The 22811-nt window shown below is 52.3% G+C and carries 25 protein-coding genes; 17 read left to right on the top strand and 8 right to left on the bottom strand.

Features of this window, described 5'->3' with window-relative positions:
* The first annotated feature begins 3 nt into the window (after positions 1-3).
* The 3 genes from RHP74_RS15120 (at position 4) to RHP74_RS15110 (ending at position 4352) form a co-directional block, all read left to right on the top strand.
* Entirely contained in the window at positions 4-2619 is a 2616-nt protein-coding gene (locus RHP74_RS15120; RefSeq protein ID WP_311100286.1) for a TniQ family protein, read from the top strand.
* Positions 2620-3556: 937 nt separating this feature from the next.
* On the top strand, positions 3557-3844 hold the full coding sequence (locus RHP74_RS15115; protein WP_311100284.1) for a hypothetical protein: 288 nt from the start codon (positions 3557-3559) through the stop codon (positions 3842-3844).
* A 124-nt stretch (positions 3845-3968) separates the two neighbouring features.
* Positions 3969-4352 carry a histone-like nucleoid-structuring protein, MvaT/MvaU family gene (locus tag RHP74_RS15110; protein ID WP_166589617.1) on the top strand — a complete coding sequence of 128 codons (384 nt, stop codon included), beginning with the start codon at positions 3969-3971 and terminating at the stop codon, positions 4350-4352.
* A 132-nt stretch (positions 4353-4484) separates the two neighbouring features.
* Here RHP74_RS15110 and RHP74_RS15105 read toward each other — a convergent pair whose 3' ends face one another.
* Positions 4485-4958 carry an XRE family transcriptional regulator gene (locus tag RHP74_RS15105; protein WP_150732930.1) on the bottom strand — a complete coding sequence of 158 codons (474 nt, stop codon included), beginning with the start codon at positions 4956-4958 and terminating at the stop codon, positions 4485-4487.
* 200 nt (positions 4959-5158) lie between these two features.
* On the opposite strand from RHP74_RS15105, the gene RHP74_RS15100 reads away from it, so the two are divergent.
* The 7 genes from RHP74_RS15100 to RHP74_RS15070 all read left to right on the top strand — a co-directional run bounded on the left by RHP74_RS15100 (position 5159) and on the right by RHP74_RS15070 (position 9518).
* Positions 5159-5599, top strand: coding sequence for a DUF6957 family protein (locus tag RHP74_RS15100; protein WP_150732931.1), 441 nt, complete (start codon positions 5159-5161; stop codon positions 5597-5599).
* Between the two features lie 41 nt (positions 5600-5640).
* Positions 5641-6063: a hypothetical protein gene (locus RHP74_RS15095; RefSeq protein ID WP_166589620.1), complete on the top strand. Its 423-nt coding sequence runs from the start codon at positions 5641-5643 to the stop codon at positions 6061-6063.
* Between the two features lie 45 nt (positions 6064-6108).
* Positions 6109-6489 (top strand): hypothetical protein, encoded by a 381-nt coding sequence (locus tag RHP74_RS15090; protein ID WP_311100278.1) that lies wholly within the window; start codon positions 6109-6111, stop codon positions 6487-6489.
* A gap of 451 nt (positions 6490-6940) precedes the next feature.
* On the top strand, positions 6941-7318 hold the full coding sequence (locus tag RHP74_RS15085; protein ID WP_311100276.1) for a hypothetical protein: 378 nt from the start codon (positions 6941-6943) through the stop codon (positions 7316-7318).
* A 178-nt stretch (positions 7319-7496) separates the two neighbouring features.
* Positions 7497-8108 carry a TetR/AcrR family transcriptional regulator gene (locus RHP74_RS15080; RefSeq protein WP_166589622.1) on the top strand — a complete coding sequence of 204 codons (612 nt, stop codon included), beginning with the start codon at positions 7497-7499 and terminating at the stop codon, positions 8106-8108.
* 21 nt (positions 8109-8129) lie between these two features.
* The gene (locus tag RHP74_RS15075) at positions 8130-8807 is read left to right on the top strand and encodes a glutathione S-transferase family protein (protein WP_311100274.1); all 678 of its coding nucleotides are present in this window, start codon (positions 8130-8132) and stop codon (positions 8805-8807) included.
* 12 nt (positions 8808-8819) lie between these two features.
* A complete protein-coding gene (locus RHP74_RS15070; protein ID WP_311100272.1) occupies positions 8820-9518 on the top strand; it encodes a glutathione S-transferase N-terminal domain-containing protein in 699 nt (232 codons plus the stop codon).
* 53 nt (positions 9519-9571) lie between these two features.
* On the opposite strand, the gene RHP74_RS15065 is transcribed toward RHP74_RS15070, so the two are convergent.
* The 5 genes from RHP74_RS15065 to RHP74_RS15045 form a co-directional block, all read right to left on the bottom strand.
* Positions 9572-10318 (bottom strand): YkgJ family cysteine cluster protein, encoded by a 747-nt coding sequence (locus RHP74_RS15065; protein ID WP_283188600.1) that lies wholly within the window; start codon positions 10316-10318, stop codon positions 9572-9574.
* A 151-nt stretch (positions 10319-10469) separates the two neighbouring features.
* A complete protein-coding gene (locus tag RHP74_RS15060; protein ID WP_311100269.1) occupies positions 10470-10943 on the bottom strand; it encodes a DoxX family protein in 474 nt (157 codons plus the stop codon).
* A gap of 35 nt (positions 10944-10978) precedes the next feature.
* Complete coding sequence (locus RHP74_RS15055) at positions 10979-11743, bottom strand: DNA-binding domain-containing protein (RefSeq protein WP_247292040.1); 765 nt, start codon at positions 11741-11743, stop codon at positions 10979-10981.
* Positions 11740-12594 carry a DUF692 domain-containing protein gene (locus RHP74_RS15050; RefSeq protein WP_166589628.1) on the bottom strand — a complete coding sequence of 285 codons (855 nt, stop codon included), beginning with the start codon at positions 12592-12594 and terminating at the stop codon, positions 11740-11742. The genes RHP74_RS15055 and RHP74_RS15050 overlap by 4 nt, the downstream gene beginning before the upstream one ends.
* Before the next feature lie 28 nt (positions 12595-12622).
* Positions 12623-12913 (bottom strand): DUF2282 domain-containing protein, encoded by a 291-nt coding sequence (locus RHP74_RS15045; RefSeq protein ID WP_208668277.1) that lies wholly within the window; start codon positions 12911-12913, stop codon positions 12623-12625.
* A 262-nt stretch (positions 12914-13175) separates the two neighbouring features.
* Between RHP74_RS15045 and RHP74_RS15040 the strand changes: the two genes are divergently transcribed.
* From RHP74_RS15040 to RHP74_RS15030, 3 genes are all read left to right on the top strand, one after another.
* Positions 13176-13748: a sigma-70 family RNA polymerase sigma factor gene (locus RHP74_RS15040; protein WP_311100263.1), complete on the top strand. Its 573-nt coding sequence runs from the start codon at positions 13176-13178 to the stop codon at positions 13746-13748.
* Positions 13745-14386, top strand: coding sequence for a DUF1109 domain-containing protein (locus RHP74_RS15035; RefSeq protein WP_311100261.1), 642 nt, complete (start codon positions 13745-13747; stop codon positions 14384-14386). Before RHP74_RS15040 ends, RHP74_RS15035 begins: the two co-directional genes overlap by 4 nt.
* Before the next feature lie 112 nt (positions 14387-14498).
* Positions 14499-14864, top strand: a complete 366-nt coding sequence (locus RHP74_RS15030; protein ID WP_311100259.1) for a histone-like nucleoid-structuring protein, MvaT/MvaU family — start codon at positions 14499-14501, stop codon at positions 14862-14864.
* A 131-nt stretch (positions 14865-14995) separates the two neighbouring features.
* On the opposite strand, the gene RHP74_RS15025 is transcribed toward RHP74_RS15030, so the two are convergent.
* Positions 14996-16561: a PAS domain-containing methyl-accepting chemotaxis protein gene (locus RHP74_RS15025; protein ID WP_311100258.1), complete on the bottom strand. Its 1566-nt coding sequence runs from the start codon at positions 16559-16561 to the stop codon at positions 14996-14998.
* 444 nt (positions 16562-17005) lie between these two features.
* Here RHP74_RS15025 and RHP74_RS15020 point away from each other — a divergent pair, with 444 nt between their 5' ends.
* The gene (locus tag RHP74_RS15020; RefSeq protein WP_311100255.1) at positions 17006-17248 is read left to right on the top strand and encodes a hypothetical protein; all 243 of its coding nucleotides are present in this window, start codon (positions 17006-17008) and stop codon (positions 17246-17248) included.
* Positions 17249-18548: 1300 nt separating this feature from the next.
* Positions 18549-19292: a helix-turn-helix domain-containing protein gene (locus RHP74_RS15015; protein WP_311100254.1), complete on the top strand. Its 744-nt coding sequence runs from the start codon at positions 18549-18551 to the stop codon at positions 19290-19292.
* A gap of 667 nt (positions 19293-19959) precedes the next feature.
* Here the strand turns inward: RHP74_RS15015 and RHP74_RS15010 are convergent.
* Positions 19960-20232 (bottom strand): hypothetical protein, encoded by a 273-nt coding sequence (locus RHP74_RS15010; RefSeq protein ID WP_311100252.1) that lies wholly within the window; start codon positions 20230-20232, stop codon positions 19960-19962.
* Positions 20233-20641: 409 nt separating this feature from the next.
* Between RHP74_RS15010 and RHP74_RS15000 the strand changes: the two genes are divergently transcribed.
* Both RHP74_RS15000 and RHP74_RS14995 read left to right on the top strand, forming a co-directional pair.
* On the top strand, positions 20642-20869 hold the full coding sequence (locus tag RHP74_RS15000) for a hypothetical protein (protein WP_311100250.1): 228 nt from the start codon (positions 20642-20644) through the stop codon (positions 20867-20869).
* Between the two features lie 816 nt (positions 20870-21685).
* On the top strand, positions 21686-22723 hold the full coding sequence (locus tag RHP74_RS14995) for a GGDEF domain-containing protein (RefSeq protein WP_166589641.1): 1038 nt from the start codon (positions 21686-21688) through the stop codon (positions 22721-22723).
* Positions 22724-22811 lie beyond the last annotated feature (88 nt).

The following is a 22811-nucleotide window of genomic DNA, read 5'->3' as shown; positions in this document are numbered from 1 at the left end:
AACATGGGGCGGCATTGGATAGGAAACTCTGCAAACCAAGCGCCGCTTGAACGCGTACTTGATTTGATTCGCCAGCACGGAAGAGATGAGCATGGCAAGCTGATCATTGTTAGAGGTGAGGCCGGAGCGGGAGCTAGTGCTTTCGCTTCACGCCTCCATTCAATGTTGTCACGCAGGAATATCAGGTCTGTTTTCGTTCCCCGATCACCATTCAACAATGACTTTGTTTTTTCTTCCCACTTCCTGAAATCGCTGGGCTTGCCCCTCTCATCTTTTGACTTAACGTCGGGCCGAAGAGTTAGGCGCCATTACGAAGCCGCCATTCATCTACGGCGCTATCAAGCTGTGATCTGCGAAGATGCCCACGATTTTTTTCACAAGTACCAAGTGAAAATACAAAATGTCTACGACTCCATCCAGCAGCTGACCCAACCTCCTTATAGTCACTGCATGGTGCTTTGCGGGCTATGCGATCCGATGACTGTAGTGGGTCAAAGGGCCATGGGTATGGGCATGGATGTGGAGTTTGTTGACCTTAAAGCGATGAGCTGCGACCGATTTTACTTGGCGTTCGTCCAAGATGTTGCGGCGGCGGAGAGCACCACGTACCGCATCAGTCCGCGCCTTTATCCTATCACCGTGAGGGAGCAAGTTACCCCTCAGGTCACAGGTAATGACCTAGCTGGGTTGCCACTCCATTCACCCATTGAGTCGGAGCTTGCTGCTGAACACACTCAATTCGGTGCAGCTTGCTTCCTGGCGCTCAGTCCTTCCGCCTTCATCGCGCAGGGGCTTGACGTCCGCGTCCTTCATGCCCATACAAAGGGGTTGATCGGCAATACCGTGTCGGTTGTTAGAGGGCTAATTGCGGACTCAAAGGCAATCAGACAATCCAAAACTGACGATACGCCTGCTTCTAACGCCCTTAGACTGCGTGATGCGTCGCACAGCAAACCACCCGTTATCAGTTCAGAGCCATCAAGTTTGCCAGAGCTGCCAGGGTTGAATGAAACGTCCGACGAAATCTCATCGGCGGGCCCAGGCGAAAAGGTGCTAAACCAGTCCAACGAACACAACGATCAGGCAACTTGCGAGCCAGTGCTAATAGAAGAAATCCATAGCGTTCAGAGTGATGCTGGATCGGTAGAGGACTTGTCCATGAGCCTGGCAGTCCAATCTCGGGCTCCGAGCGAAACACAACTCTCGCCCCCATTTATATCGATCAAGTTTCGACAGATGGAGGTGCAGTCGGAGCTTGCCCCTGAAGCCCGCCCTGTCAAGGCGCCTCAGCTCATTGGTGTGCAAATGACAGCTTCTGGGAAAGAAGTTAGTGAGCGTTCTGAAGTGATTAGCCCGCTGGGCACTCTAAGTCGCTTCTCCGGTAACGACTCAATTTTCAATGATTCGTCAGCGCGCCCCACCTGCAAGCGAAACCAGGTGTTTTATGGCTACTTGACGCCCATTCATGACGAGACATTGGGCTCATGGCTTTCACGTAATGCCACATCTAACTCAGTCACTACCATTCACGATGGATTTCTTGATTGGTGCACCGGATTGTTGCAGCCGGCGGCTACATCGTTTGAGCTGTCTACCGCTCTCGACTTTATCCAGGTTCCGCGCGCCAATAGTCCCGCAGCCAAGACGGACGATGCGGATGAACAAGGGCCATGGGATCCTGAGGTGCTGCTTGGAAATCCTGGATCCCAAGATAATGGCCAGGGTGCGAAAGACCTGGAATATGATGACCTGTATAGGTCTGAAGCCTTTCTACACGCGTTCCCAGGGCCAGTAAGCACACACCTAGCTGCGAGTTTCAGGCTGTCGAGCAACGCGGTGACTCAACAGGAAAACCGCCGCTTCTGCGCGCAATGCCTAGCGGACGATGTGGCCGCGATGAGATCTCCTGGGCTTAGGCGTGCATGGCGCCACAGAGGCGCGGCACTCTGTACTGCTCATCGGCAGCCAGTCCTACTTCAGCAATTGGAAAAGGGGCACTTGAGTAAGTTTTCAGGTGCCTGGCAGGCCTATACGCAGCAGACACTATGGGGATATTTTGATCACGGCTTAGGGATGGTTTCCCGAAACAGTTCGGGCTACCAGGCAGCGTCAGTTGAAGCCAGAATTTGCCGAATAGTGTGGCGGATTCAGGACTGGGTTGAATATGCTCCCGCAATGCCGTCCGGGCGGCAACCATCCAAATATGCTTTGTATTTTTTTCTCGGATTTTTTTTGTATCAGGGTAATCTTGTTAGTGATGGAGGGGCTGCGCGCTGGTTCTTCAAGGGCGCGCGCGGTTCGAGACAGAACTCACATCAATATGACAAGCCTACAGCTGTGCAAATGGTAAAAAATATCGAGTCAGCATCACCCCGTTCGTTGGCTATCGCATATTTGCTCTTGGGGGTAGCATTTAATCTTATCGCCAAAAAAGATCTGAGTTTGATTCGTCAAACACTGCTCTTCGCCGACAGCTTCTTCCCTATAACTCGCGAAGAGCTTAAATCGCTGGTGCAGTGTTTTCAGCCTTATCACCTTGATGCTATTTGGCACAGCGCACTTCGAAATCTAAAAGTCGACGACATTTTTCATTTGGCGTGGTTGCTGATGAATCGTTAGAGAGTTGTACTTTAGGTTAGATTACTCAGCCGGCCCTTGCACTAGCGTGACTAAAGAGAGAGTAGGGAGAGTTCATAATTAAACCTTCCTCGCTTTACACCGGGCCTCAGCGGTGGCTCTTAGGGCAAAGCGAGCCAAGATAATTTATGGACAAAGCATTCAGAATCACCTTGTCCATGTTGAAAATTACTTAGGGAGCGAGCGCTGCTTAACCTATAGGAACAGATGGGCAGCTTGGATAAACGGGCATAGGTAGTAACCCCATCGAGCTCACCTTACCTCCGCGAGGAGTGCCTTTTGCCGCAGTCCTCCCGCTGAGCTGGAAGCTCGGTCATCTTGGCAGAAAAATTTTGCCGGGAGCTGGTTGGGTGCGGCATAAAGGATGCGCGAAAATCCTGACAATATATAGATAAATCGAAAGCGCTTGGATGCCCCGAAAGCCCCGTTTTAGAGGGGCAGGCGTTAGCTCAATTGTTTAGGGCTTCCCTAGCATAGGCAGGCTCAGCACGCTGCTAGGAAAATGGATCGAGATTGGAATCTTAAGCTTGGCCGAATTTAGCACCTACTTTGAGCATAATTTGACATAAATTGACAAGATACAGTTTTGGTATAGGTCACAGGCCACTGTTAGCACCGTTTTCACATCCGAAAATAGCTGCTGCTATTGTTGCTGTAGGTAGTGGAATCGAGTTAACTATCTGATTTTAAATAGCAAATTATCGAGGAGTCTCTGTTTGTCACCAGTATGTCTGCGGGGAAATGGTGGGGTAATGTCCATTCGTCGCAGCTCTAAATACTTTTGCGGACATCAGGTTCGGCAATTCCTTGATTATTAAGGGTTTAGTTTTGTGGCGCATATGCTAAATACTTCTGCGTTCTTTAAGAGGTTAAGGTCATGCGCTACACTCAAAACGAGCTATAAATTTGGTACGAAACCATGAGTCGACCCCATACCTTTGTGAGGTACCTACAGCTTCAAAGTCTGTTGGCAAGGGTTGTCAGCGAGATGCGCGAGCTTGAGACCAACGATATCAATTATCGACTGGATCGGGAGTTCAGTGCCAAGCTAGATGAGCTGATCAGCCGATATGGTTACACGGATCAGGAAGTTGTAGAGATCGTAGAACTTGTTCAGGAGCATGAAGCTCACAGCAACGATGGCATAAACGAACTCATCCGGCGCATCCCACAGAACATTGATTTGAGTGTAGGAGGCGAAAAGTGAAGGCTTTAAATCGGGATGGTTCGACTGTCTTCGTAACAGGTATACGAATTATTAAGTGTGATACAGATATGCGCGCGGGTGCGCTCGGTCGGTTCGCCTGTGTTTACTGGCTGGGAGAAAGATTATGACAGCAATCATGGATTACTTATCTCTCATGGGGAAGCTCAAGAAGCTTGAGAGCGATTCTTCTCTTGATAAGGATGCCAGATTCTATCAGGAGTTCGTGGCTCTGAAGGCCCAGTACAACTTTAGTGCTTCAGATGTTCTTCGATTGTTGAGGCCGGCAACATCAGTCGCTGCACCTTCGCTTATCGAAGATCTGTTCGAAGTGCTTTTGTCAGAGGAAAAGCTAGCGTCCGCCGCGAACTCCACTACCAAGCCACTTAGACGATACCGAAACCCGCACACAGGGGAGGTTGTTGAGACCCGGGGCTCGAACCATAGCCGCCTAAAAGAGTGGAAAAAAGAGTATGGGGCGGACGCGCTGCCTTCGTGGAGAGAACTGTAGTCGACAGTCGAGCGTTGGCTAGTTTCCATCTATGGGCGTACTTCTCTTAGGTTTTTCGGCCGAACGTGGACACTTAATCGCGGCCTTTCAAGTGGGCCGCAATCTTAGCCTCGACCATCGACGGCGAAATAGCTAGGACTTCTTCCAGTACTCCCTCACCGACGTCAAAGCCAGCCCCAACTGCGCCGCCGCCTGCTGCTGCGTCGCACCTTCTGCCTTGAGTGCCAATACCGCTCTCTCATTATCTGCGTTTAACGGTTTGCCGCGTCCTCGTTTTATGAGGTTACCGTCAGCGTCGAACTGGTCGCTGAGCACCTTCATCCCACCCTCAGCTTCGAAGGCAGCCACGTCGGTCAATGCACGACCAATTACCGTCAGCGGTTGCTCACCCTGGCGGAGGGCAATGCAGAGGGTAAGCATCGCTATGGGATCGAGACCAAGAGATTGCGCCAGCTCGTCAAATTGCTCGACTGTGATGCTGGTCTGCGCGTTCTCGAGAGCACTGACTTTACGTCGGTGGGTGGCATCCGAGACGTCAGCGTACCTAGCGCGCCGGACGAGACGGAGCGCCCGAAGTACGCCAGCAAATGCGGTTCTCAGTTCCATGACTTTCCCAAAAGCCAGGATATAGCCATAACTGAGGTTTACGAATAAACGTCAATATAGTGTATTATCCGTTCTGTCGGGTGCTCCTGTGGGCCAGATGCCTCGGTTCGAAGGTAGCAGGACGCCACCAAAGCTTCCTCAAGGAGCATTAAAACCGGTGGGTGCCCAGTACGAGAGTTACTCCGGATGGGGATCGCTCGATGAACACACCAGTTGTATTGACGGAGATTACGAGATTGAGCACAGAGACAAACGAAGGTGCTGAAGGGTTACTCGGCGGGCCTGGCAGTCCTCGCCAAGGATCGACTGACGACGACGAGATTCTCATAGAACTGGTTAAGGCTCTCTTCCCCCGAAAGCCTTACTGCCTTGTAGAAGATTGGACAATCTTCAACGTTGACGTCACCGAAGACGAGCTACAGAAAATCCACGCAGCCGGAAAGCTACCCCTGGTGTTGTTTGCTCACAATGTCCGCTTTGACAGCGAGCGGCGATTTGACGTCGGCGACTGGGTACGCTCCACCATGGCGATTTCATTTCAGGACGGCTTCCTTTTTGAAACCTGGAACACGACTTATGTGTTGAAGGGGCCCGGTCACGAAAAATCAGCAAGCCTCGAGGCAATCTTTTCTTTCTTTTAGATGACGCGGTGCCTAGGCAACGATTTCAGATAGAGACAAAAATGTTCAGAACCAACATCGAAGACATTGAAGGCGAACCAGGAATGTTCGGGGAGGGGCTGGCGCACTGGCATGGCATTTCGCGAGCTTTAAATATTCACTGGTACCACGTATGCGTAAAAAAGCGGCTCGACGGTCGCTTCATAAACATGATTGAGATGTTGAATGACGAGACAAGGCTGCTCGAGGCTATTGAGTTGCAGAACGAAGACTATGTCATTACTGAAATCCAAGCGTTGACACCCTCTTGGATGAATGGCGGCAAAAGTTGGCGAATGGAAATAATCAAGGCGATTTCAATCGGCCATGGCCGTAATGGCTGCGTGATATGCGTGCTTGAGGTTGAGAGCGGCAAGATCTACACAGACACTCACGATCGCTCTTTCAAGCCGGAGTCGTTAACTAACGTCAGAAAAATTTACTGACGTTTTTACTCCATCGCTGGGCGAATCCTGAATCGGAGAAAATTAATGACCGACATCCACGAAGTCGATCTTCACTCAAAGCGTCTTACGGATTTCCAGCTGCGTCGGATCGTTCGTGCAAGTGAATACGTCTATGACGCGCCCATCACTGCATGCTTGAGCGATGTCTTCGTATCAAATGGCGTGGCTGTTGGTGTGGTTTTTGGCCATACCAAGGTGGATCGTTTTGGGCGTTTCGCGGATGGACATTTGATGCGCACATCCAGCATTCGCTGTGCAAAAAAGGAGGGGAAGTTCTGGGTGTTGACGACCATGAATTCGCGATATTTGGTCGCTTCCTTCATGAAAGGGGCAGGGCGGCCAAGTTTCAGAGCTTTCATGCAACCCGCTACGAATGGGTCTCCCGTGTCACCAACTGTTCAGTGAGCACAGGGCACGCCAATGCAGCACGGGAATCTGGATTTGATATGGCTCGGGAGACGACGATACCGTGTATTGCAATGTTCAAATGTCCCTGGCTAGTGGCAAAGAGCTGCTTCAGCTAGTAACAGCGCTACGTGAATCAGGATCTCATCCGAACCTCGATTCTGTTTTCGCTCGTATGCAATTTGAGCTGACGATGACCATCGATATTGTTGAGTATCCGCCGATATGGGGTGCTGGTGAACCTACGATGCACTGATTAGCCCAGGCAATTGTTCACTGGTTGAAGAGGACACGGTAAAGCTAGGCGCTAGCGCGAAGAGGCGATTGCAGGTTGCAGGTCTGTTATCGAAAGTCGTCCTTGATGAGTGTGCGTCAACGAGGCGCGCAAGCTTGTCTGCTGCCCCGGCACTAGCGGCGAGCAATAATACAGAAAGTGGGGTTTTGGAATCATATGACGGATGACCTGTTGCATATCTTACGAGGGCGCTATCCAGAGCTTTTCTCCAGTACCCATCTTAGGGAGATCGCGTGCTTGCCTGGATGGTTAAATCTGATTGATGAACTGTGCCGCACTTTGCAAATTCACCTGGACTTTCATCCTGATGTTCCTCAGGCGAAGGTGCTCCAAGTGAAGGAAAAGTTTGGTGGGTTGCGCTTCTATTTTTCTGGCGGTGATGCGGCGTGCCGTGGGGCTGTTGCCGCTGCAGAAGAACGGTCGCTCTCGACATGCGAAGTTTGTGGGCGGGCCGGGACTTTAGGAGAGGGGCGTTGGCTGAGCGTACGATGCATCGAGCACATCCATTGGTCACCTTCTGACGACTGCAAATGAAGTGATCGGATGCAAACCGTCCCACGCTCCCCTAGCGCCATCTTGGCTATTTGACCTCCAGCTCTGGCCAACTTTAGCTGCCCAAAATCGCCCGGGGGGAATCGAAAATTAGTTTTGTGTCGATCGATACAAAACATGTGTTATGGTCTGTTACAAACCTGCAGAGATTATTCAGTCAATGGCCCGCCCCCGTACATTCGATGAGTCAATGGTTCTAAGCGCCGCAGTCGAAGCATTCTGGACGCATGGATATGAGGGCACTTCCACCCGAGATCTGGTCAAGGCAACAGGCCTAAACCAGCCAAGCCTGTACAACGCCTTTGGCGATAAACGCAGTCTTTATCGTCGTTCCCTTGATCACTATCTGGAATGCAGCGTGCGTGAGCGAATTCAGCGTCTTGAAGGCTTGCCTCATTCTGGAATGGCCATTACCAGGTTTTTTGCAGAACTGGTAGATCGCACGCTGAACGATCCCCTTCATCGCGGATGCCTGCTGGTGAATTCGGCCATCGAGGCGAGAGCAGATGACGCAGACTTGCGTCAGGCAGTGGTAGATGAGCTCCAGACAATTCGAAGTTTTTTTGAAGGCCGGCTGGTTGCCTTCACCACGCAACGCGACGTTGCTGGAGAAGTCGATGCAACGGAGGGCGCCAATCTCCTCCTTAGCGTATTGCTAGGCGTTCGAGTGTTGGCGCGAATTAATCCTGATCCTGCGTGTGTCACAGACGCTATTGGTATTGCACTCAAAAGTCTTGGGCTTCCGCCCCTGGCACTTTGCGACATTCACTGACCGCCACTACACGGAGTCAACATGATCAAGTTCTACTATCACCCGTCACCCAACCCCGCAAAAGTTGCGCTTTTCCTCGAGGAAGCAGGTCTTGCGTACGAACTCATCCCTGTCGATACCCGCAAGGGAGAGCAGCACGATCCGGCGTTTCTCAAGATCAACCCTAATGGCAAGACACCGGCCTTGGTTGATGGTGATAACGTTGTGTTCGACAGCAACGCCATACTGCTTTACCTGGCGGAAAAGAGCGGAAAATTCCTACCCGCTGACAATCTGAAAGCCCGTGGAGAAATGTATTCCTGGCTCATGTTTGTCGCGACTGGCATCGGCCCGTACTCTGGTCAGGCAGTGCATTTCAAACACTTCGCCCCCGACCCCAAAGATTACGCCGTTACCCGTTACACCTTCGAAGCCTGGCGTCACTGGACGATCATCAACGACCGCCTGGCAAACATGCCTTACATGTTAGGAAATGAGTACACGCTGGTGGATATGGCGGTGTGGGGCTGGGCGCGAGCAGTACCTTTCATCCTGGGTGACGAAGCTTGGGGGAAACTTCCAAACGTCAAACGGCTCCTTGATGAAATCAATGCGCGACCGGCAGCCCAGCGAGCTGAGGCACTGAAGACCCAACACAATTACAAGACCGAAATGGATGCTGACGCCCGTAAAGCGATGTTCCCTCAGATTATTCAGTAGAGGTACAAGATCATGATCGACCTGCATTACTGGACTACCCCTAACGGGCACAAAATTTCCATGTTCCTTGAAGAGTCGGGCCTGCCTTATCGGATCGTGCCGGTGAACATTGGGAAAGGGGAGCAATTCACGCCTTCATTTTTAAAAATTGCTCCCAATAATCGTATTCCAGCCATTGTCGATCATGTGCCACTGGACGGTGGTCAGCCGTTGTCAGTCTTCGAGTCGGGCGCCATTTTGTTGTACCTGGCAGATAAAACTCATCAGTTCATTCCTGGCGATCTACGAGGGCGCAACGAAACCTTGCAGTGGTTGTTCTGGCAAATGGGTGGGTTGGGGCCGATGGCGGGGCAGAATCATCACTTCGTACAATACGCTCCGGTGCCAATTACCTATGCGCAGGAGCGCTACGTGAAGGAAACCGCCCGATTGTATGGGGTGTTGAATAAACACTTGGCGGATGGCCGTGACTACATCGCTGGCGACTACAGCATTGCCGACATGGCCAGTTATCCATGGATTGTGCCCCACGTCCGGCAGCAGCAAGAGCTTGCCGACTTCCCTCATTTGGCTCGCTGGTTTGAGCGAGTAGGTGATCGACCTGCGACAAAGCGTGCATATGCGATGGCGGAACGAATCAACACCGCTCCGGTCGTCGACGAGGAAACACGCAAGCTGCTATTCAATCAGGACGCGAGCACGGTTCGATAAGCGATCGTTGGTGAAGAGCAATCCATCATATATGGTCAGTCTGTGAAGGCAGTTCATAAAGTATGGAAGATGTAATCGGTGGAATCTTTGGCAGCCATTGCTAGATTCGCCATGGCCAATCGTTCATTGAGTGATGGATCATCGACCCGTACTAGCCACTCATAATCTGGATGATCCTCTGAGTTACCTATGGCGCTGTCTATCGCCTCTAGCAAATTTGTCCGAGGCGGAAAATAAACGGCCAGCGCATTGTCTTTCCAGCTCGCCACATTTAATCCCAGATGCGCACAAATGGCGACTTTGCTTGTGGCGTCGGAGTTGTCTGCCAGTCGAGACTGATGGATGAGCGCTTCTAGCGCTGGATTGGCTCGCCCATCGGTACATAGAATATCGTTGCTCTCCCACGCTTCTGGCGGGCACACCTTGTTGTCTTGGCGTAACGGGATAAATGGGTTGATTTCCATTGGATAAATTCGACAAACCAACGGGCGCTCGTCGTAGATACCGCACAGATTATCCGCTCTGAGGTTGGGACATTGCTCGAGGGCTTTGCCAGCAAATACGGCGATGACGTTTATCCGTGCATCGCCACAACGAACGCTTACCGACCGACCTTTGGCGTGGGCGAATTCCTCTGATGAACGAGGCCAGTTCGATTCATCGAAGGCTTCGACAATCACTGCGACTTCATCCCCCCTAGTCAGCCACTGTTGTGCCTCAGCTAACGTCAACGGTATCAGTCTGCCTTTGCAGCAAATACCGCAGCCTACACAGGAAAATCGGACGGCATTACTTTGCATGTGAATTACCTGGAAGTTGCAGCCCTACGGAAGGCGGGCGTTGTACTGGCGTGATTTGCGGCGCACGGAGAACGAAGCGTTTAGCGGTACATGGGTTGCCGAAAACCATGAACAAGGTTGCTTTCTGCAACCATGCTCAATGGTGAAGGTTTCATCGGATGCCCAGCCGCCGATCAAGTGAAAGTGATCCAGCCCCGCGCGCGACTATGAGCAGCAGTAGGCCTGCCCAAGAGAGGTGAGTTGGCCAGGCATCGGGGTACACAAACACTTCGATTACAAAGGTCATGCCCAGCAATGCCAATGCTGATAGACGGGTAAGCAGACCCAGCACCAGAAGCACAGGAAACAGATGCTCGCTGTACGTCGAGAGGTGCGCCGCCAGTTCTGGAGAGATCAACGGCAATGCGTACTCCGTACGGAAAAGCTCGTATGTGCTCGGAGTGATTGTCATAAAGTCCGAGACTTTGGTGCGTCCGGACATGAAGAAAATGGCGGCAATAGCAATGCGCGCCACCAGAACCAAAAACGAATCGTCGATGAGTGTGCTCAGCCGGTTCGCGACGAGATTCCAGAGTCCGCGCAGGGAGTGGTCAGCGGCGGGTGAGCGGTTTTGGAGAGTGTCCATGTCGTGCTCCTTTAATGATGTCAGTAACCGGTTTTTCAGGAGGAAAGACCCAAGTCCATAGAAACGAATGCATCGGCACTCACCAGGCGGATAATGAGATTCTCCAGATTCAGGTCTGGTTCGGCTTCAATGGCTTTATCTGCCGCGAGATCGAGGGGCAGGTGCGCTGTACAGGCGTCGAGAAAGGCACAATCAGCAGCACTGGCGGGTTGCCAATGCACGCGCCCGGCTTTACGTGTCAGCAGCGCGCCTTCGCTTTGCCATTCGAGTTCCTCTGGCATTTCCAGTTGTTCGCGATTGACACGCCATATCGTGTAGGCCGGGCAGTCAGGTAACCAGAGCCAACCGGCTGCGGCCCTTGGTGCCAGCCACAGATTGCCAAGTTCTGTCTCGGTAAACTGCGACAAGTCGCTCAGCTCCAGACCCGGTTCATCAATGGCGCAATGAACGTTTGTCCAGAGCAAATCCAGCCGGGCGACACCGCCTAAGTAAGGCATTTCTCGCGCAGGCTCAAATTCGTCGAGAAAGCGGGGGAAGTCGGTGCCGTAGTGCAGCAACCGGGCATCCGTTGGCGGCGAAAGGCGTGCGTATATCGCCACCGCACTTCTGAGCCAGTCAGTGCCCACCAGGCGCTCAACAGTTGGAAAGTTGGCGAGCAGCGCATCAGTCGAACCCTTGAGTACTGTATTGCGATACACCGTAAAACCAGGCTGAGTGGTAAGTGAGTCCATGAGGGATGATTCGATGCCATACAACGCATCCACGAATGCATCCTGAAAACTCGCAAGGGATGGTTTCATATCGCCACCTGCAATCGCTGGTTTTGCCCAAGGTTCAACACCGTCTGTGCCCGGTTGCGTTCGGCCAGTAAAACGTCGAAGTCAGGGATATGATCATCACGTTCAATCAGTGTAGGGCGCAGGCCGATCCTCTCGATCAGACGTCGATACAAAGACCAGACGTCCTCGGCGATAGGGGCATCGTGGGTATCAATCAGTAACGTGGAGTTGCCAGGATCTTCGGCGAATCCTGCTAGATGAATCTCCATGATCGCTTTCGCCGGAAACGCATCCAGATAGGTACACGCATCGAACCCCAGGTTATGGGCGCTGATGTGCACGTTATTCACATCCAGCAGCAAACCGCAGCCCGTTCGCCGACTCAGCTCGGTGAGAAAGTCGAGCTCGCTGTAGTCATGTCCATCGAAGTGCAAATAGTGGGTCGGATTTTCGATCGCAATGCGACGTCCGAGGATATCTTGTGTGCGTTGAATATTGCCTGCGATGCGCTGCAAGGCTTCTCCGGTACGGGGAAAGGGCAGTAGGTCAGGATGGTACTTTCCGCGCCAGGTTGACCACGCCAGATGCTCGGAGATTAAGGCCGGTTGAACGCGATCCGCGAGCATTTTCAGACGTTTCAAATGCTCTTCGTCCGGCGGGCAATCGGCGGCCAGTGACAGCGATACACCATGCAACGACAGTGGGTGTCGCTCACCAATGGCTTCCAGCCATGCCAAACGGGGGCCACCGCCAACCATGTAGTTTTCCGGATGAACTTCGAACCAGAGACCCTCGACGGTACACTCGAGGGCGTCCTCATAATGGTTCGGTTTGAGACCGAGTCCGGCCCCGATCTGGAATGGCTTATTCATGATTGGCGTGTGCCCCATGGTGACGGTATTACATAGGTGTGAGAGTGCCGGTGCCTTTTGGCGTCTTGATGCTGGTGCAAGTACCCGCTGGAACGTTTTTCCAGGCGTTAGGCTGGTAGTCCATTTTGGCAGTGCCTGCACAGGTGGTGCCGGCGCCGGCTTTGCAATCGTTGTGACCAGCCATGGCAACGCCGTAACATTTTTCCATGGCACCTGCTTTATCCATGGAGCCGGCTGCGGTTGGGGTCTCTGCGGCAATGGCGCCAGCGGCGAAGGAAGAAAAGGCAACGGCGAGGGCGGCAAGTTTCAGATTGTTCATGGCTGTTACTCCGGGATCATGGGGATGGGTCGTCGTATCAGTGCAGGATGCTCTGTACTTGCGATCCGATAAGTAGTTCGCTGGCTTCTCCTTTCCGGTTACAGCCACCACAAAATATTTTTCAAAAACTTTTCATAAGCCGCAAACAAGGTCGATTGTTGCCTTACGTCCTTGAGCGCAAGCATCATCCGTTGTCTGTCGTCAGGGCTGGCGTTGTATAGGTAAAAAAATATTTTTACTCTTCGTGTAACCAGGGTGGACGATGGAACGAACTACATGTAACGACGCGTTGCGCAGCCGAGAGATGCAGCTTCAGGCTCTGTTCCTCGCAGGCCTTGAGGGCGACGAGCGGGCTTATCGCTCGTTCCTGTCGGAGTTAAGTGGTCATGTACGCTGCTTTTTGCGAGCCCGGCTGCAACGCCAGTCCAGTGAAATCGAGGACTTGCTGCAAGAGGTGCTGCTGGCCGTGCATAACGGTCGCCATACGTATCAGACGGATCAACCTCTGACGGCGTGGGTTTATGCCATCACCCGCTACAAACTCACAGATTTTTTCCGGGGACGGTCGCGCCATGAGGTCTTCAACGACACCCTCGACGATGCGGCGGAACTGTTTGCCGAGCCTCACCTTGAACCGGCACAGGCCAGTCGCGACCTGGGCAAGTTACTTGAGCAATTACCTGAGCGTCAGCGTCTGCCGATCATGCACGTGAAGCTTGAGGGATTGTCCGTCACAGAAACTGCGCAAATGACAGGATTGTCGGAGTCAGCCGTTAAGATCGGCGTCCATCGCGGGCTTAAAGCGCTGGCACTGAAGATTAGAGGTGCACTATGAAAACTGATGATTTTATTGGCATGCTCGCCTCCGGGATCACCCCGGTAGACCGGCATGCGCTTGCCAAGCGCTTCAGTGTTGCGGTGCTGGCAGGGCTTGTAGTTGCCACCTTGCTGGTGACGATCATATTGGGTGTCCGTCCAGACCTGGCCACAGTTGCAACAACCCCTATCTTCTGGGCGAAGATCGCCTTCCCGCTGAGTCTGATGATCGGCGCTCTGAGCGTGGTGACGCGACTGGCAAGACCTGGAGTAACTCCGGGCACCGGAAGCCTCCTGATCGGTGCAGCGGTGGCAGCGGTGTGGGCCGGTACCCTCTATGTCCTCATGACTGCAGTTCCCGATACGCGCGTCGCGATCATTCTGGGTAAGACTTGGCGGGTATGCGCGATGAACATCACCTTGCTCTCGATTCCTGGGTTTATTGCTGTTTTCTGGGCCCTACGCGGGATGGCCCCGACGCGACTGTCACTGACGGGTGCCTGTGCTGGATTATTGGCGAGTGCGATGGCTACGATTGCCTATTGCCTGCATTGCCCTGAAATGGAGGCTCCATTTTGGGGGGCCTGGTATTTGCTGGGTATGTTAGTTCCGACTGCCTTAGGCGCATTACTAGGGCCGCGATGGCTTCGCTGGTAGTAATAATGGTTGATAATGCCTCGGTGGCTCTTCATGGATTTTCGCTCCAAGCGCAAAAGATGTGTTAGCCGAGCGCTTTTTTCGTACATACAAATCACATATGAGATTTACCATGTCCAAACTCGCAGAATTCCGTCAGCTCGAAAAACACTTGGCCGAGCAGCTCCAAGCGCTTGAAGCACTTAAGGGCGATGCTGGCCTGAAGAAAGAAATTGAATTTGAAACAAAGCTGCGCGCTTTGCTCGCCGAGTACGGCTACAGCCTGCTGAACGTGATCAACTTGCTTGATCCTCAGGCAGGCCGTCGCGCTCCTGCCGTCGTATCCAAGGCCAGCACTCGCAAGCCCCGTCAGGTGAAGGTCTACAAAAACCCTAACTCGGGCGAAGTCGTGGAAACCAAAGGCGGCAACCACAAAACGCTGAAGGAATGGAAAGCGAAATACGGTTCCGACACTGTCGAGTCTTGGCTGACCAAGTGAGTTGGGCTGAGTACAAAAGGGCCTGAGAAGGCCCTTAATTAGTTGGCGAGGAAGAGGGCACGAACTAGAAAGCAGTGCGTTTATTTTGGCGGCCCAGGCAATTACAACGCCGGTGGCTCAGCGCGTTGGGACTATCGATTAAAGCGCTCGACCAACGAATATTGAGTTGCAGCTGTCTTGGTCAACTCCTTGCTTAGTTCTGCTGAGTGATGAGCTTGCTCCGATGTCTGATCTGCCAGGTGGGCAATGGTGGTGATGTTACGGCTGATTTCCTCAGCGACGGCGGTTTGCTCTTCAGTGGCTGCCGCAATCTGCGTTGTCATATCAGTGATGTTGGCTACGGCTTCACTGATTCCTACCAATGCCTTGTCTGCTTCAAGTACCCACGCCACACCTTCTTCGGCTTGACGATGACCGCTTTCCATTGTCTGTACGGCATTGTTAGAGGAAGTCTGAAGCTTGGTGATCAGGTCATGGATCTGCTTAGTGGACTCAGACGTGCGCTGTGCCAACTGACGTACCTCGTCGGCCACCACAGCGAAGCCTCGACCCATATCGCCAGCGCGCGCGGCCTCGATCGCGGCATTCAGTGCCAGTAAGTTGGTTTGATCGGCAATACCTTTGATTACGTCGACCACTGTTCCGATTTCGTTGCTGTCCTTGGCCAACTGCGCGACGGTCTCCCCGGTTTCACCCACCACTTCAGAGAGGCGCTGGATCGCTTCGCGGGTATCTCGGGCAATGTCGCGTCCGCGTCCGGTCAGCAGGTTAGCCTCCTGGGTGGCGTCAGCGGTGCGCTGGACATGGCTCGCGACTTCTTGTGTGGTCGCCGCCATCTGATTGACTGCAGCGGACACTTGCTCGGTCTCGACGCGCTGGCGATCAAGTCCACGTGAGCTGTCGGAGGCCAGTACATCGGATCTCCCGGCTAACCCACTGAGTTGCTCTGCGGTGTCTTGCAGGCGTGTAAGACAGGTCTTTAGACGCGCAGCCTGGCTCACAAAGGCTGTTTCCAAACGCGCTTGAGCCCCGTGCTGATCACTGTACATCTGTGCAATAAGTTGATCAGAAGTAGAGGGCTCAGCCATCTGCAACAGGCGCATTGTTCCTTGCTTTTGCCAACGAGAGGTCATCAGTCCAAGCGGAACGGATATGCCTATTGTGGCGACAATAGCTACGGATGCGTTGAGAAGCAGGCCGCTCAAAGTGCCCACCAGGCCCATGACAAGGTACGGCAGGTAGTCCAGCAGGGCAGGCAGCCACTTGTCTCGAGTGGGAATGGCAGGTTTTCCCTGGCTGATGCGCCGGTAGAGGGATTCTGCGCGTCGGATCTGCTCAGCGGTCGGTTTGACTCTGACCGATTCAAAGCCAACCACTTGGCTGCCTTCAAAAATTGGTGTTACGTAAGCGTTCACCCAGTAGTGATCGCCATTCCTAGAACGGTTTTTGACAATCCCCATCCACGGGTTGCCTTGCTTAAGAGCGCTCCACATATGGGCAAAGACTGCAGATGGGACGTCAGGATGGCGGACGATGTTTTGAGGGGCGCCAATCAGATCGTTTCGGTCGAAACCGCTGATCTCGACGAAGGCGTCATTGCAATAAGTAATTACTCCTCGAGCATCTGTTGTTGAGATGAGTTTCTGTTGAGGTGCTAGCGCAATTTCGCGCTGCGTTACTGGTTGATTGTTTCTCATTCCTACTGCTCCTTGTGTCCTATTAAAATGCCATCGGCAGATACTAGAAAAAGGTTAGTAGGTGTTGTAAAAAAACCTTTAATAACAATACGTTGTGTTGAGTTTCGGGGGTTGGATACCTAGAGTATTTTGAGCTACACAAGCGAATTGTCATGTTCTACGTCCCGAATGGCAGCGGAAAAACCAACCTGTGCGAAGCGTGCCGTCTCGGGACGGGCAGAAAATGGCCAAAGTCCACAAATCAAAACGAATGCTTACCAGCCTACCTGTGGAACTAGGGAAGATTCACGAGGGTGCACCCTTTTGTCGACTATGAAGCCAGGTTGCCAAGGGCCCAATCACCTCATGAAACGCTCGCTATCCACGGTTATTCAGCCCATATCTCTGAGGGCTGCTACATTTCAATAAAAAGGGGGGCCTCCTGGTAGCGATCTGGGGTGAGTCATGAACGATGAGTTTAAGGTCGAAGAACTGAAGGCTTGGATGTTGATGTATGAGGACAAAAGCTACAGAGAGGGCTCTCCAAGTATCCACTTATCGGCCCTGATGGCGCGGGCTGATGGCATGGTCAACACCAATCTCATCACGTGGGAAGAGTGGCGGGAGCTCGAATTTCTAGCGAATGCTTTGTATCAACTGACGATAGAAGGAAAAGGACTTCTGAAAAGAGGTCTGAATCACGATTGATTACACTGCCGGAGCACGCACATGGATTGCCTGATATGTGGAAACAAGCGTTCTCGTATTGTGTCCTCCGGCGTCTGGACGGAGTTTCATTGTCCTGAGTGTGGTACTGGCCGCATAACCATCGAGCTTCTAAGTTTGATGATGCTGCAGAGAGCTCGGTTTGATGTGTCCCTAAGTCGAAAATGGATTGCAGAACGACAGAAGTTCGACCCGCTCCCTATCATGCAAGCCACAGATCTCCCATTTTTGATAATCCCCTGACTGCTGCTGGCTGATTTATGCCCGTCGCCACCGGCAGCTATGTGTCGATTTCTGCGTGTCACGAGGGGCAGAAATCGACCAGTAGCTGCCTTTCGCTAGGTGGCAGCTATGTGTCGCAATTGAAATTGTTGTCACTGAAAATGATCGCGACAGCTGGATGAGTTCGCTAGACGGGGGGGAATGAAGCAGGTAGCAGCAACACATGATGTGTCTATTCCCTTGGTTTGAATTGCCTGAGCTGATACTCAAGGGAGTCAAAAAGTTGAAGAATCTCATCACCCGTGACATCCAGCCCGCACTCGAAACACTTCAATCTAAATAAATCTTTAAACGAGACGAACCGATGTGCGGCAGGCTGAAGATCAGCGCCGCAATTTGGACATGGCAGCGTATACGCGTCCACTTCTTGCATTACAGCCACCACTCTCTGGTTCATTTGAAATATTAAACGATATCTTGAGCCTTTAACTTTGAGAAAAATCAACAAGCTGTCGCATCCGGTCACGGAGGGGCAGCGCCTCACTGGCCCCTATTTTCACCCGTGACGGCACACCTCACCAACCCAACCTACCCAGATCAATCCTGACCGCGGCTCCTAGCCGATTCAGTCCCTCGCGACTGGCAGCTATCGGTCAAAATCAGTGGATGGTGGCAAGGAAATGGCGTGAATGCCATATGCGTTGCCTGCCGACCATGGCGCGCACCAGCGAGTAAACTTTTACGTAAGTTATACAAATTTAACTTTGTTGTATCGTTTGTTTGTGTGCTTCTTAGAGGGTTAGTAATATTTACGGCGCCCTCACAAAAGTTCAATAACTTAACCATCCAATGGATCCGTTCGACGGCTTTTCTTATGCTAAATACTTATAAGACCAGTGGAGCCTTTAACATAGAACAATAAGCCGCATTCGCCAGGCAGGGGAATTACAATGCAATTGGATTCATAATTCACGTTGTGATTGTCCACGTCAGGTTAGTCGCTTGGCAGAGGGGACTAATTTTATTTGGCGAGATTCACCCAACCGGAAGGCGGCTTGATATGTCAGTCAACCAGTTGTATTCAGCTAATCGTCTTTCCACGTCATGCTCCCAATGCACCGTACTGGAGCTATGCCTGCCACTTGGTTTGACAATCGAGGAAGCCGAGCGATTGGACAAGCTTATCGCCCAGCGCTTCAAGGTCAAAAAAGGCGCCGCCCTCTACCGCATTGGTGATCCTTTGCGTTCGCTATATGCGGTACGTATAGGTTCATTCAAGACCAATGTTCTTTCGATCGATGGACGTGAGCAAGTCACCGGATTCCAGATGCCCGGAGAGACACTTGGCTTAGATGCCATCAGTACAGACGTGCATAACTGTAATGCGTTTGCATTGGAGGACAGCGAAGTCTGCCCTATACCCTTTACTCAGCTGGAGAAACTTGCCCGGGAGCTGCCATCATTGCAGCACAACCTGAACAAGATACTTAGTCGAGAAATCGTACGCGATCACGACATGCTGATGATGATGGGTAACATGAACGCCGAGGAGCGCCTAGCGGCCTTTCTGCTGAACCTGTCGCAACGATTGAGTATGCGTGGTTATTCATCCAGACAGTTCGTCTTGAAAATGCGTCGTGAAGAAATCGCCTCCTATCTGGGGCTTCGCCTTGAAACCGTTTGCCGGGGTCTCACTCATCTACGGGAACAGAGCTTAGTGGTTGTGGCAAAACGTGACGTCAAAATTTTGAGCATGGAGGGACTTAAGCAACTGATAGCGGGCTGTAATCGCCACCTGATCTAACACCAGTACTTTTTCAATGCTAGTCACTCACTTTAGTTCTACGTACCTCCCTTAATAGGGTGGACGACGGGCAGTGGCGTCTGGCAGCTTGGTCAATGATCCGGCTATCCAACGACGGTCGGTGGATCACCTTACGGAGGTCAATGCAGTGCATTCCCATCGCAGCCTTACGCACCTGACAACAAAAGTCGGTAGCTACTCTTAGAGAAGGACAGCCCTCTGCCGGTCATGTCGACGGCTCGTACTGGTCAAATCCGATGCAAATGACTGATCAGGTCGAATGCAAATGGGTGGGGAAGTATGTGCAATTACCCAGCACCCCAACGCGAGTACGTGCAAGCGGCAAGGTTCGATAAGCCAACATCTCCGGTGAGCGCAGATGCTGCACGCCAAACGGGCTTCGACGCTAGTTACGGGAAGAGACCGATAATGCAGTCATGGATAACCAGCAGGATCCCCGCTGACTTTGTACCGGAATGCTGTCGCTCCACTCGCGACGAAAGCTATTTGAGGGAAGCTCAGCCAGTTAGAGCAAGATAAGGAGCCGTGCACGGGAAAGAACCTTCGTAACTGATCCCTTTTTTCGGTTTAAAAAAGGCCCACGATGGGGGAGCGGGCCAGGAACACTGAAGTAGCTGATTCGACTGTACGCCCTCAAACGATGAAATCATCGTGATAGGTGGATCATCGCTTCTTCAGTAGAAAAATCAGTTAGCGTTAATTGAGATGTTGTCTGTAAGCGGCCCGAAAAGTGGCCTTCCAGCTTTGGGAGAGCCATTTCTGTGTTGGGCCATTCGGTCGCGAGAGTCAAATCTTTTGTAGATGGGGAAAGCTTCTGATGCAGGTATTCGATCTGCTCTCCCACAAAATGAGCGGAGTAAGCTGCGGTAGAGATCACTACCGCAACTCCGAGCATGGCAATCGCCCTGTAGGCTGACATGGCAAATACTCATCTGGCGACTTCGGTACGATCATAGTGCCTTCGGGGGGACAGAGGAACAAGGCCCAAGAAGGCAGGGAGCCTAGGATTGATGTATCCGCAAGATCGCGTCCGTGATGACTTGAGCATTTTTGTCTAGCGTTTCCATTGCTGCATTTGCGTTGGCTGCGGGATACCCGCTCCGTATTCCGAAAGGCGCTTCGTTACCTCTTCTATGGCCGCGCATATGGGAAGTAGGCATTTGCCCAGACCTCTTCCTGGAAGGATACCTAGCGCCCCTCATATGGTTTAACTAAGATGTTGAAAGCGGAGCAAGAGAAGCTGCGCGGCTATGCGGCAGAAGTGAAGACTGGAACGATTGTGCGCCAAACCCGAATAAGTGGCGCGGTAGGAATTTTACGAGGTAGTCATGGGGCCAAGAAAGCCTGCTGTGGGACTGAAGCGTGACCTTAAGGACATAGCTGACAATTTGGAACTTGTATCTGGTGAACTGAGCAAGCTGGCTGAGCGCATTGATGGAGTGGATATCACCGCCGTCCTTAATCTAATGTCCATGCTGTACAGCGACGCAGACAAGCTAAGGGCTTATGCGGCAGAGGTGAAGGCGGGAAGGATTGTGCGGACTAAGACGCACTGAGAATCCATGCACTGAGTCTTCTCAGTGCCATTTTTTTCGGATGCCCGATGCCCTAGCAAGACGTAATTGGTGGTATAAACTTGAGTCTGATCCTCATGACTTTTTAAAGCCCATCTCCCCTTGGCGGGCTTTTTTTACTGCTAACCTTTACGTCCTCCATCGAGTTCCTTACCCGCTTTAGTAAGACAGAGCACGCACCCATGTTCGGCACCATCGATTTGGTGCAGAGCCTGCCTCTTTCAAACTAGGGTAGTCATCGAGCGCAAGGCTAGACTCACCATCGTCCATTGGTTCGCGCACTGATTTATGTATCACTCCGGCTTCAGCATCCGCACGCATCTGATTGAGCTCCCTGTGAAATGCCTTGTCTTGAGCCGTGGGCTTGGTGGTGTAAGGCTTACGCTCCGGTTCAGGCTGAGCGGCATAAGTCGTAACCGCGCCAGGGTCGTGCTGTAACTTTCCCTGAACTTGTGATTCCAGCATCGCACGAAGCGCGTCTTTGTCGGGCCGAGTCAGCAATTTGTCATTCCTATTAAGAAACTAGGCGCCCAGTAATCGACTGAGTTGGTGGCCGGTAGGGAAATATCCAATCGATCGTGTTGAAGATTTGAGCGGCAGTCGAAGAGAAGAAGCGGATCATCAATTTCTTCCAACACGGCGATCGTGTCAAATTGGGAACATGCCTGGGATGATTTCGTAATCGCCAGGAACGCTGGATGTTTTACTCATGGACTTATGTATGGCTGCTTACTGTACATAAGGATATGCTGCCCCCCGACTTCATATATGCCAATAAAAACCAACCATAGTGACGTTATGAGCCAATCAGAAACGCGTGCGACTGCCCTAGCGCTGTATCCAGAGGACTCCCGCGAGGCTGCAACCTTGCTGAAGCAAGCTGTACCACTGATGGTGCGTCATAACATTCCCCCGAATCCGGTGCACTACGCGCTTTGGTACACCTACAGCAGAGGCCGGGAGCCCGAGCTCAATCGCCATCTGGACAGGGTGGTCAAAGACTTCAATTGCTTCCCCCCAGAGGCCGCTGCCAAGTTGTTTCGCGAGTTCATAATTCGCGATGAATTGGAGGACGCCCGTGCGGGGCAGCAGCAAGCGATCAAACTGGTCGACAATATGGAGCGCGATGTCTCGCGTAGCATGAATGGCAGCGTCAACTTTCAAACCAGTCTTTGGCATTGCCTGGAAATGCTCGAAGAGCCGGTTGACAAGGGGTTGCCGGCCATACTCAACGAACTGCAACAAAGCACCCAGCTCATGCAGGATCAGCAAGCGCTATTTCTTTCTCAATTGCACTCCGCACAAAAGGAGATAAAGAGCCTAAGAGAAAAACTGGAGCGAGCGCAATTGGACGCGACGCTGGATGGCCTGACTAAGGTGTTGAACCGATCCACGTTCACTCGTCTGTTGGAGCAATTGCTGAAAGACGCACCTCAAGGGGTGGCATTGGTCATGCTGGATATCGATCATTTCAAGCAGTTCAATGACCGGTATGGCCATCCTTTGGGCGACCGCGTACTTGAGCATGTTGGTCAGGTGTTGCGGAACTCAATCCCGCCTCAGGCCCTGGCGGCACGCTATGGCGGTGAAGAGTTCTGTGTAGTCCTGCAAGAGTGTTTTGATCTCACCAGCGCTCATACTTTTGCTGAGCAGCTGCGCCTAAAAATTCAGGCGCTGCGGATCAAGGTTCGTGGCACGGATGAAGTGCTAGACACCGTAACTGCGTCCTTTGGTGTCGCCCTCGCCAAAGCTGGTGACGATGTGGAAAGCCTTCTGATTCGGGCCGATGATGCCCTCTATCAAGCCAAGCGCAGCGGACGCAACCGAGTGAACTGAAACTGGCGTTCGGACTCTAGCCGCAATCACATAGCCCACAGGATATGGTGATTCGATTCGTTTTTATTCCGCCTGGCAGCCGTAACTA

Origin of the sequence: Pseudomonas sp. SG20052 (assembly GCF_031766055.1) — a bacterium.
Classification (GTDB): Bacteria; Pseudomonadota; Gammaproteobacteria; order Pseudomonadales; family Pseudomonadaceae; genus Aquipseudomonas; species Aquipseudomonas mandelii.
Note: the sequence above shows the minus strand (reverse complement) of the source record. Positions and strands in the feature narration are given on the sequence as shown.

Bases quoted from the DNA above. Each gene is read 5' to 3' on its own strand.
- RHP74_RS15120 (WP_311100286.1), top strand. From the start codon at position 4: ATGGGGCGGCATTGGATAGGAAACTCTGCAAACCAAGCGCCGCTTGAA.
- RHP74_RS15115 (WP_311100284.1), top strand. From the start codon at position 3,557: ATGAGTCGACCCCATACCTTTGTGAGGTACCTACAGCTTCAAAGTCTG.
- RHP74_RS15110 (WP_166589617.1), top strand. From the start codon at position 3,969: ATGACAGCAATCATGGATTACTTATCTCTCATGGGGAAGCTCAAGAAG.
- RHP74_RS15105 (WP_150732930.1), bottom strand. From the start codon at position 4,958: ATGGAACTGAGAACCGCATTTGCTGGCGTACTTCGGGCGCTCCGTCTC.
- RHP74_RS15100 (WP_150732931.1), top strand. From the start codon at position 5,159: ATGAACACACCAGTTGTATTGACGGAGATTACGAGATTGAGCACAGAG.
- RHP74_RS15095 (WP_166589620.1), top strand. From the start codon at position 5,641: ATGTTCAGAACCAACATCGAAGACATTGAAGGCGAACCAGGAATGTTC.
- RHP74_RS15090 (WP_311100278.1), top strand. From the start codon at position 6,109: ATGACCGACATCCACGAAGTCGATCTTCACTCAAAGCGTCTTACGGAT.
- RHP74_RS15085 (WP_311100276.1), top strand. From the start codon at position 6,941: ATGACGGATGACCTGTTGCATATCTTACGAGGGCGCTATCCAGAGCTT.
- RHP74_RS15080 (WP_166589622.1), top strand. From the start codon at position 7,497: ATGGCCCGCCCCCGTACATTCGATGAGTCAATGGTTCTAAGCGCCGCA.
- RHP74_RS15075 (WP_311100274.1), top strand. From the start codon at position 8,130: ATGATCAAGTTCTACTATCACCCGTCACCCAACCCCGCAAAAGTTGCG.
- RHP74_RS15070 (WP_311100272.1), top strand. From the start codon at position 8,820: ATGATCGACCTGCATTACTGGACTACCCCTAACGGGCACAAAATTTCC.
- RHP74_RS15065 (WP_283188600.1), bottom strand. From the start codon at position 10,318: ATGCAAAGTAATGCCGTCCGATTTTCCTGTGTAGGCTGCGGTATTTGC.
- RHP74_RS15060 (WP_311100269.1), bottom strand. From the start codon at position 10,943: ATGGACACTCTCCAAAACCGCTCACCCGCCGCTGACCACTCCCTGCGC.
- RHP74_RS15055 (WP_247292040.1), bottom strand. From the start codon at position 11,743: ATGAAACCATCCCTTGCGAGTTTTCAGGATGCATTCGTGGATGCGTTG.
- RHP74_RS15050 (WP_166589628.1), bottom strand. From the start codon at position 12,594: ATGAATAAGCCATTCCAGATCGGGGCCGGACTCGGTCTCAAACCGAAC.
- RHP74_RS15045 (WP_208668277.1), bottom strand. From the start codon at position 12,913: ATGAACAATCTGAAACTTGCCGCCCTCGCCGTTGCCTTTTCTTCCTTC.
- RHP74_RS15040 (WP_311100263.1), top strand. From the start codon at position 13,176: ATGGAACGAACTACATGTAACGACGCGTTGCGCAGCCGAGAGATGCAG.
- RHP74_RS15035 (WP_311100261.1), top strand. From the start codon at position 13,745: ATGAAAACTGATGATTTTATTGGCATGCTCGCCTCCGGGATCACCCCG.
- RHP74_RS15030 (WP_311100259.1), top strand. From the start codon at position 14,499: ATGTCCAAACTCGCAGAATTCCGTCAGCTCGAAAAACACTTGGCCGAG.
- RHP74_RS15025 (WP_311100258.1), bottom strand. From the start codon at position 16,561: ATGAGAAACAATCAACCAGTAACGCAGCGCGAAATTGCGCTAGCACCT.
- RHP74_RS15020 (WP_311100255.1), top strand. From the start codon at position 17,006: ATGAACGATGAGTTTAAGGTCGAAGAACTGAAGGCTTGGATGTTGATG.
- RHP74_RS15015 (WP_311100254.1), top strand. From the start codon at position 18,549: ATGTCAGTCAACCAGTTGTATTCAGCTAATCGTCTTTCCACGTCATGC.
- RHP74_RS15010 (WP_311100252.1), bottom strand. From the start codon at position 20,232: ATGTCAGCCTACAGGGCGATTGCCATGCTCGGAGTTGCGGTAGTGATC.
- RHP74_RS15000 (WP_311100250.1), top strand. From the start codon at position 20,642: ATGGGGCCAAGAAAGCCTGCTGTGGGACTGAAGCGTGACCTTAAGGAC.
- RHP74_RS14995 (WP_166589641.1), top strand. From the start codon at position 21,686: ATGAGCCAATCAGAAACGCGTGCGACTGCCCTAGCGCTGTATCCAGAG.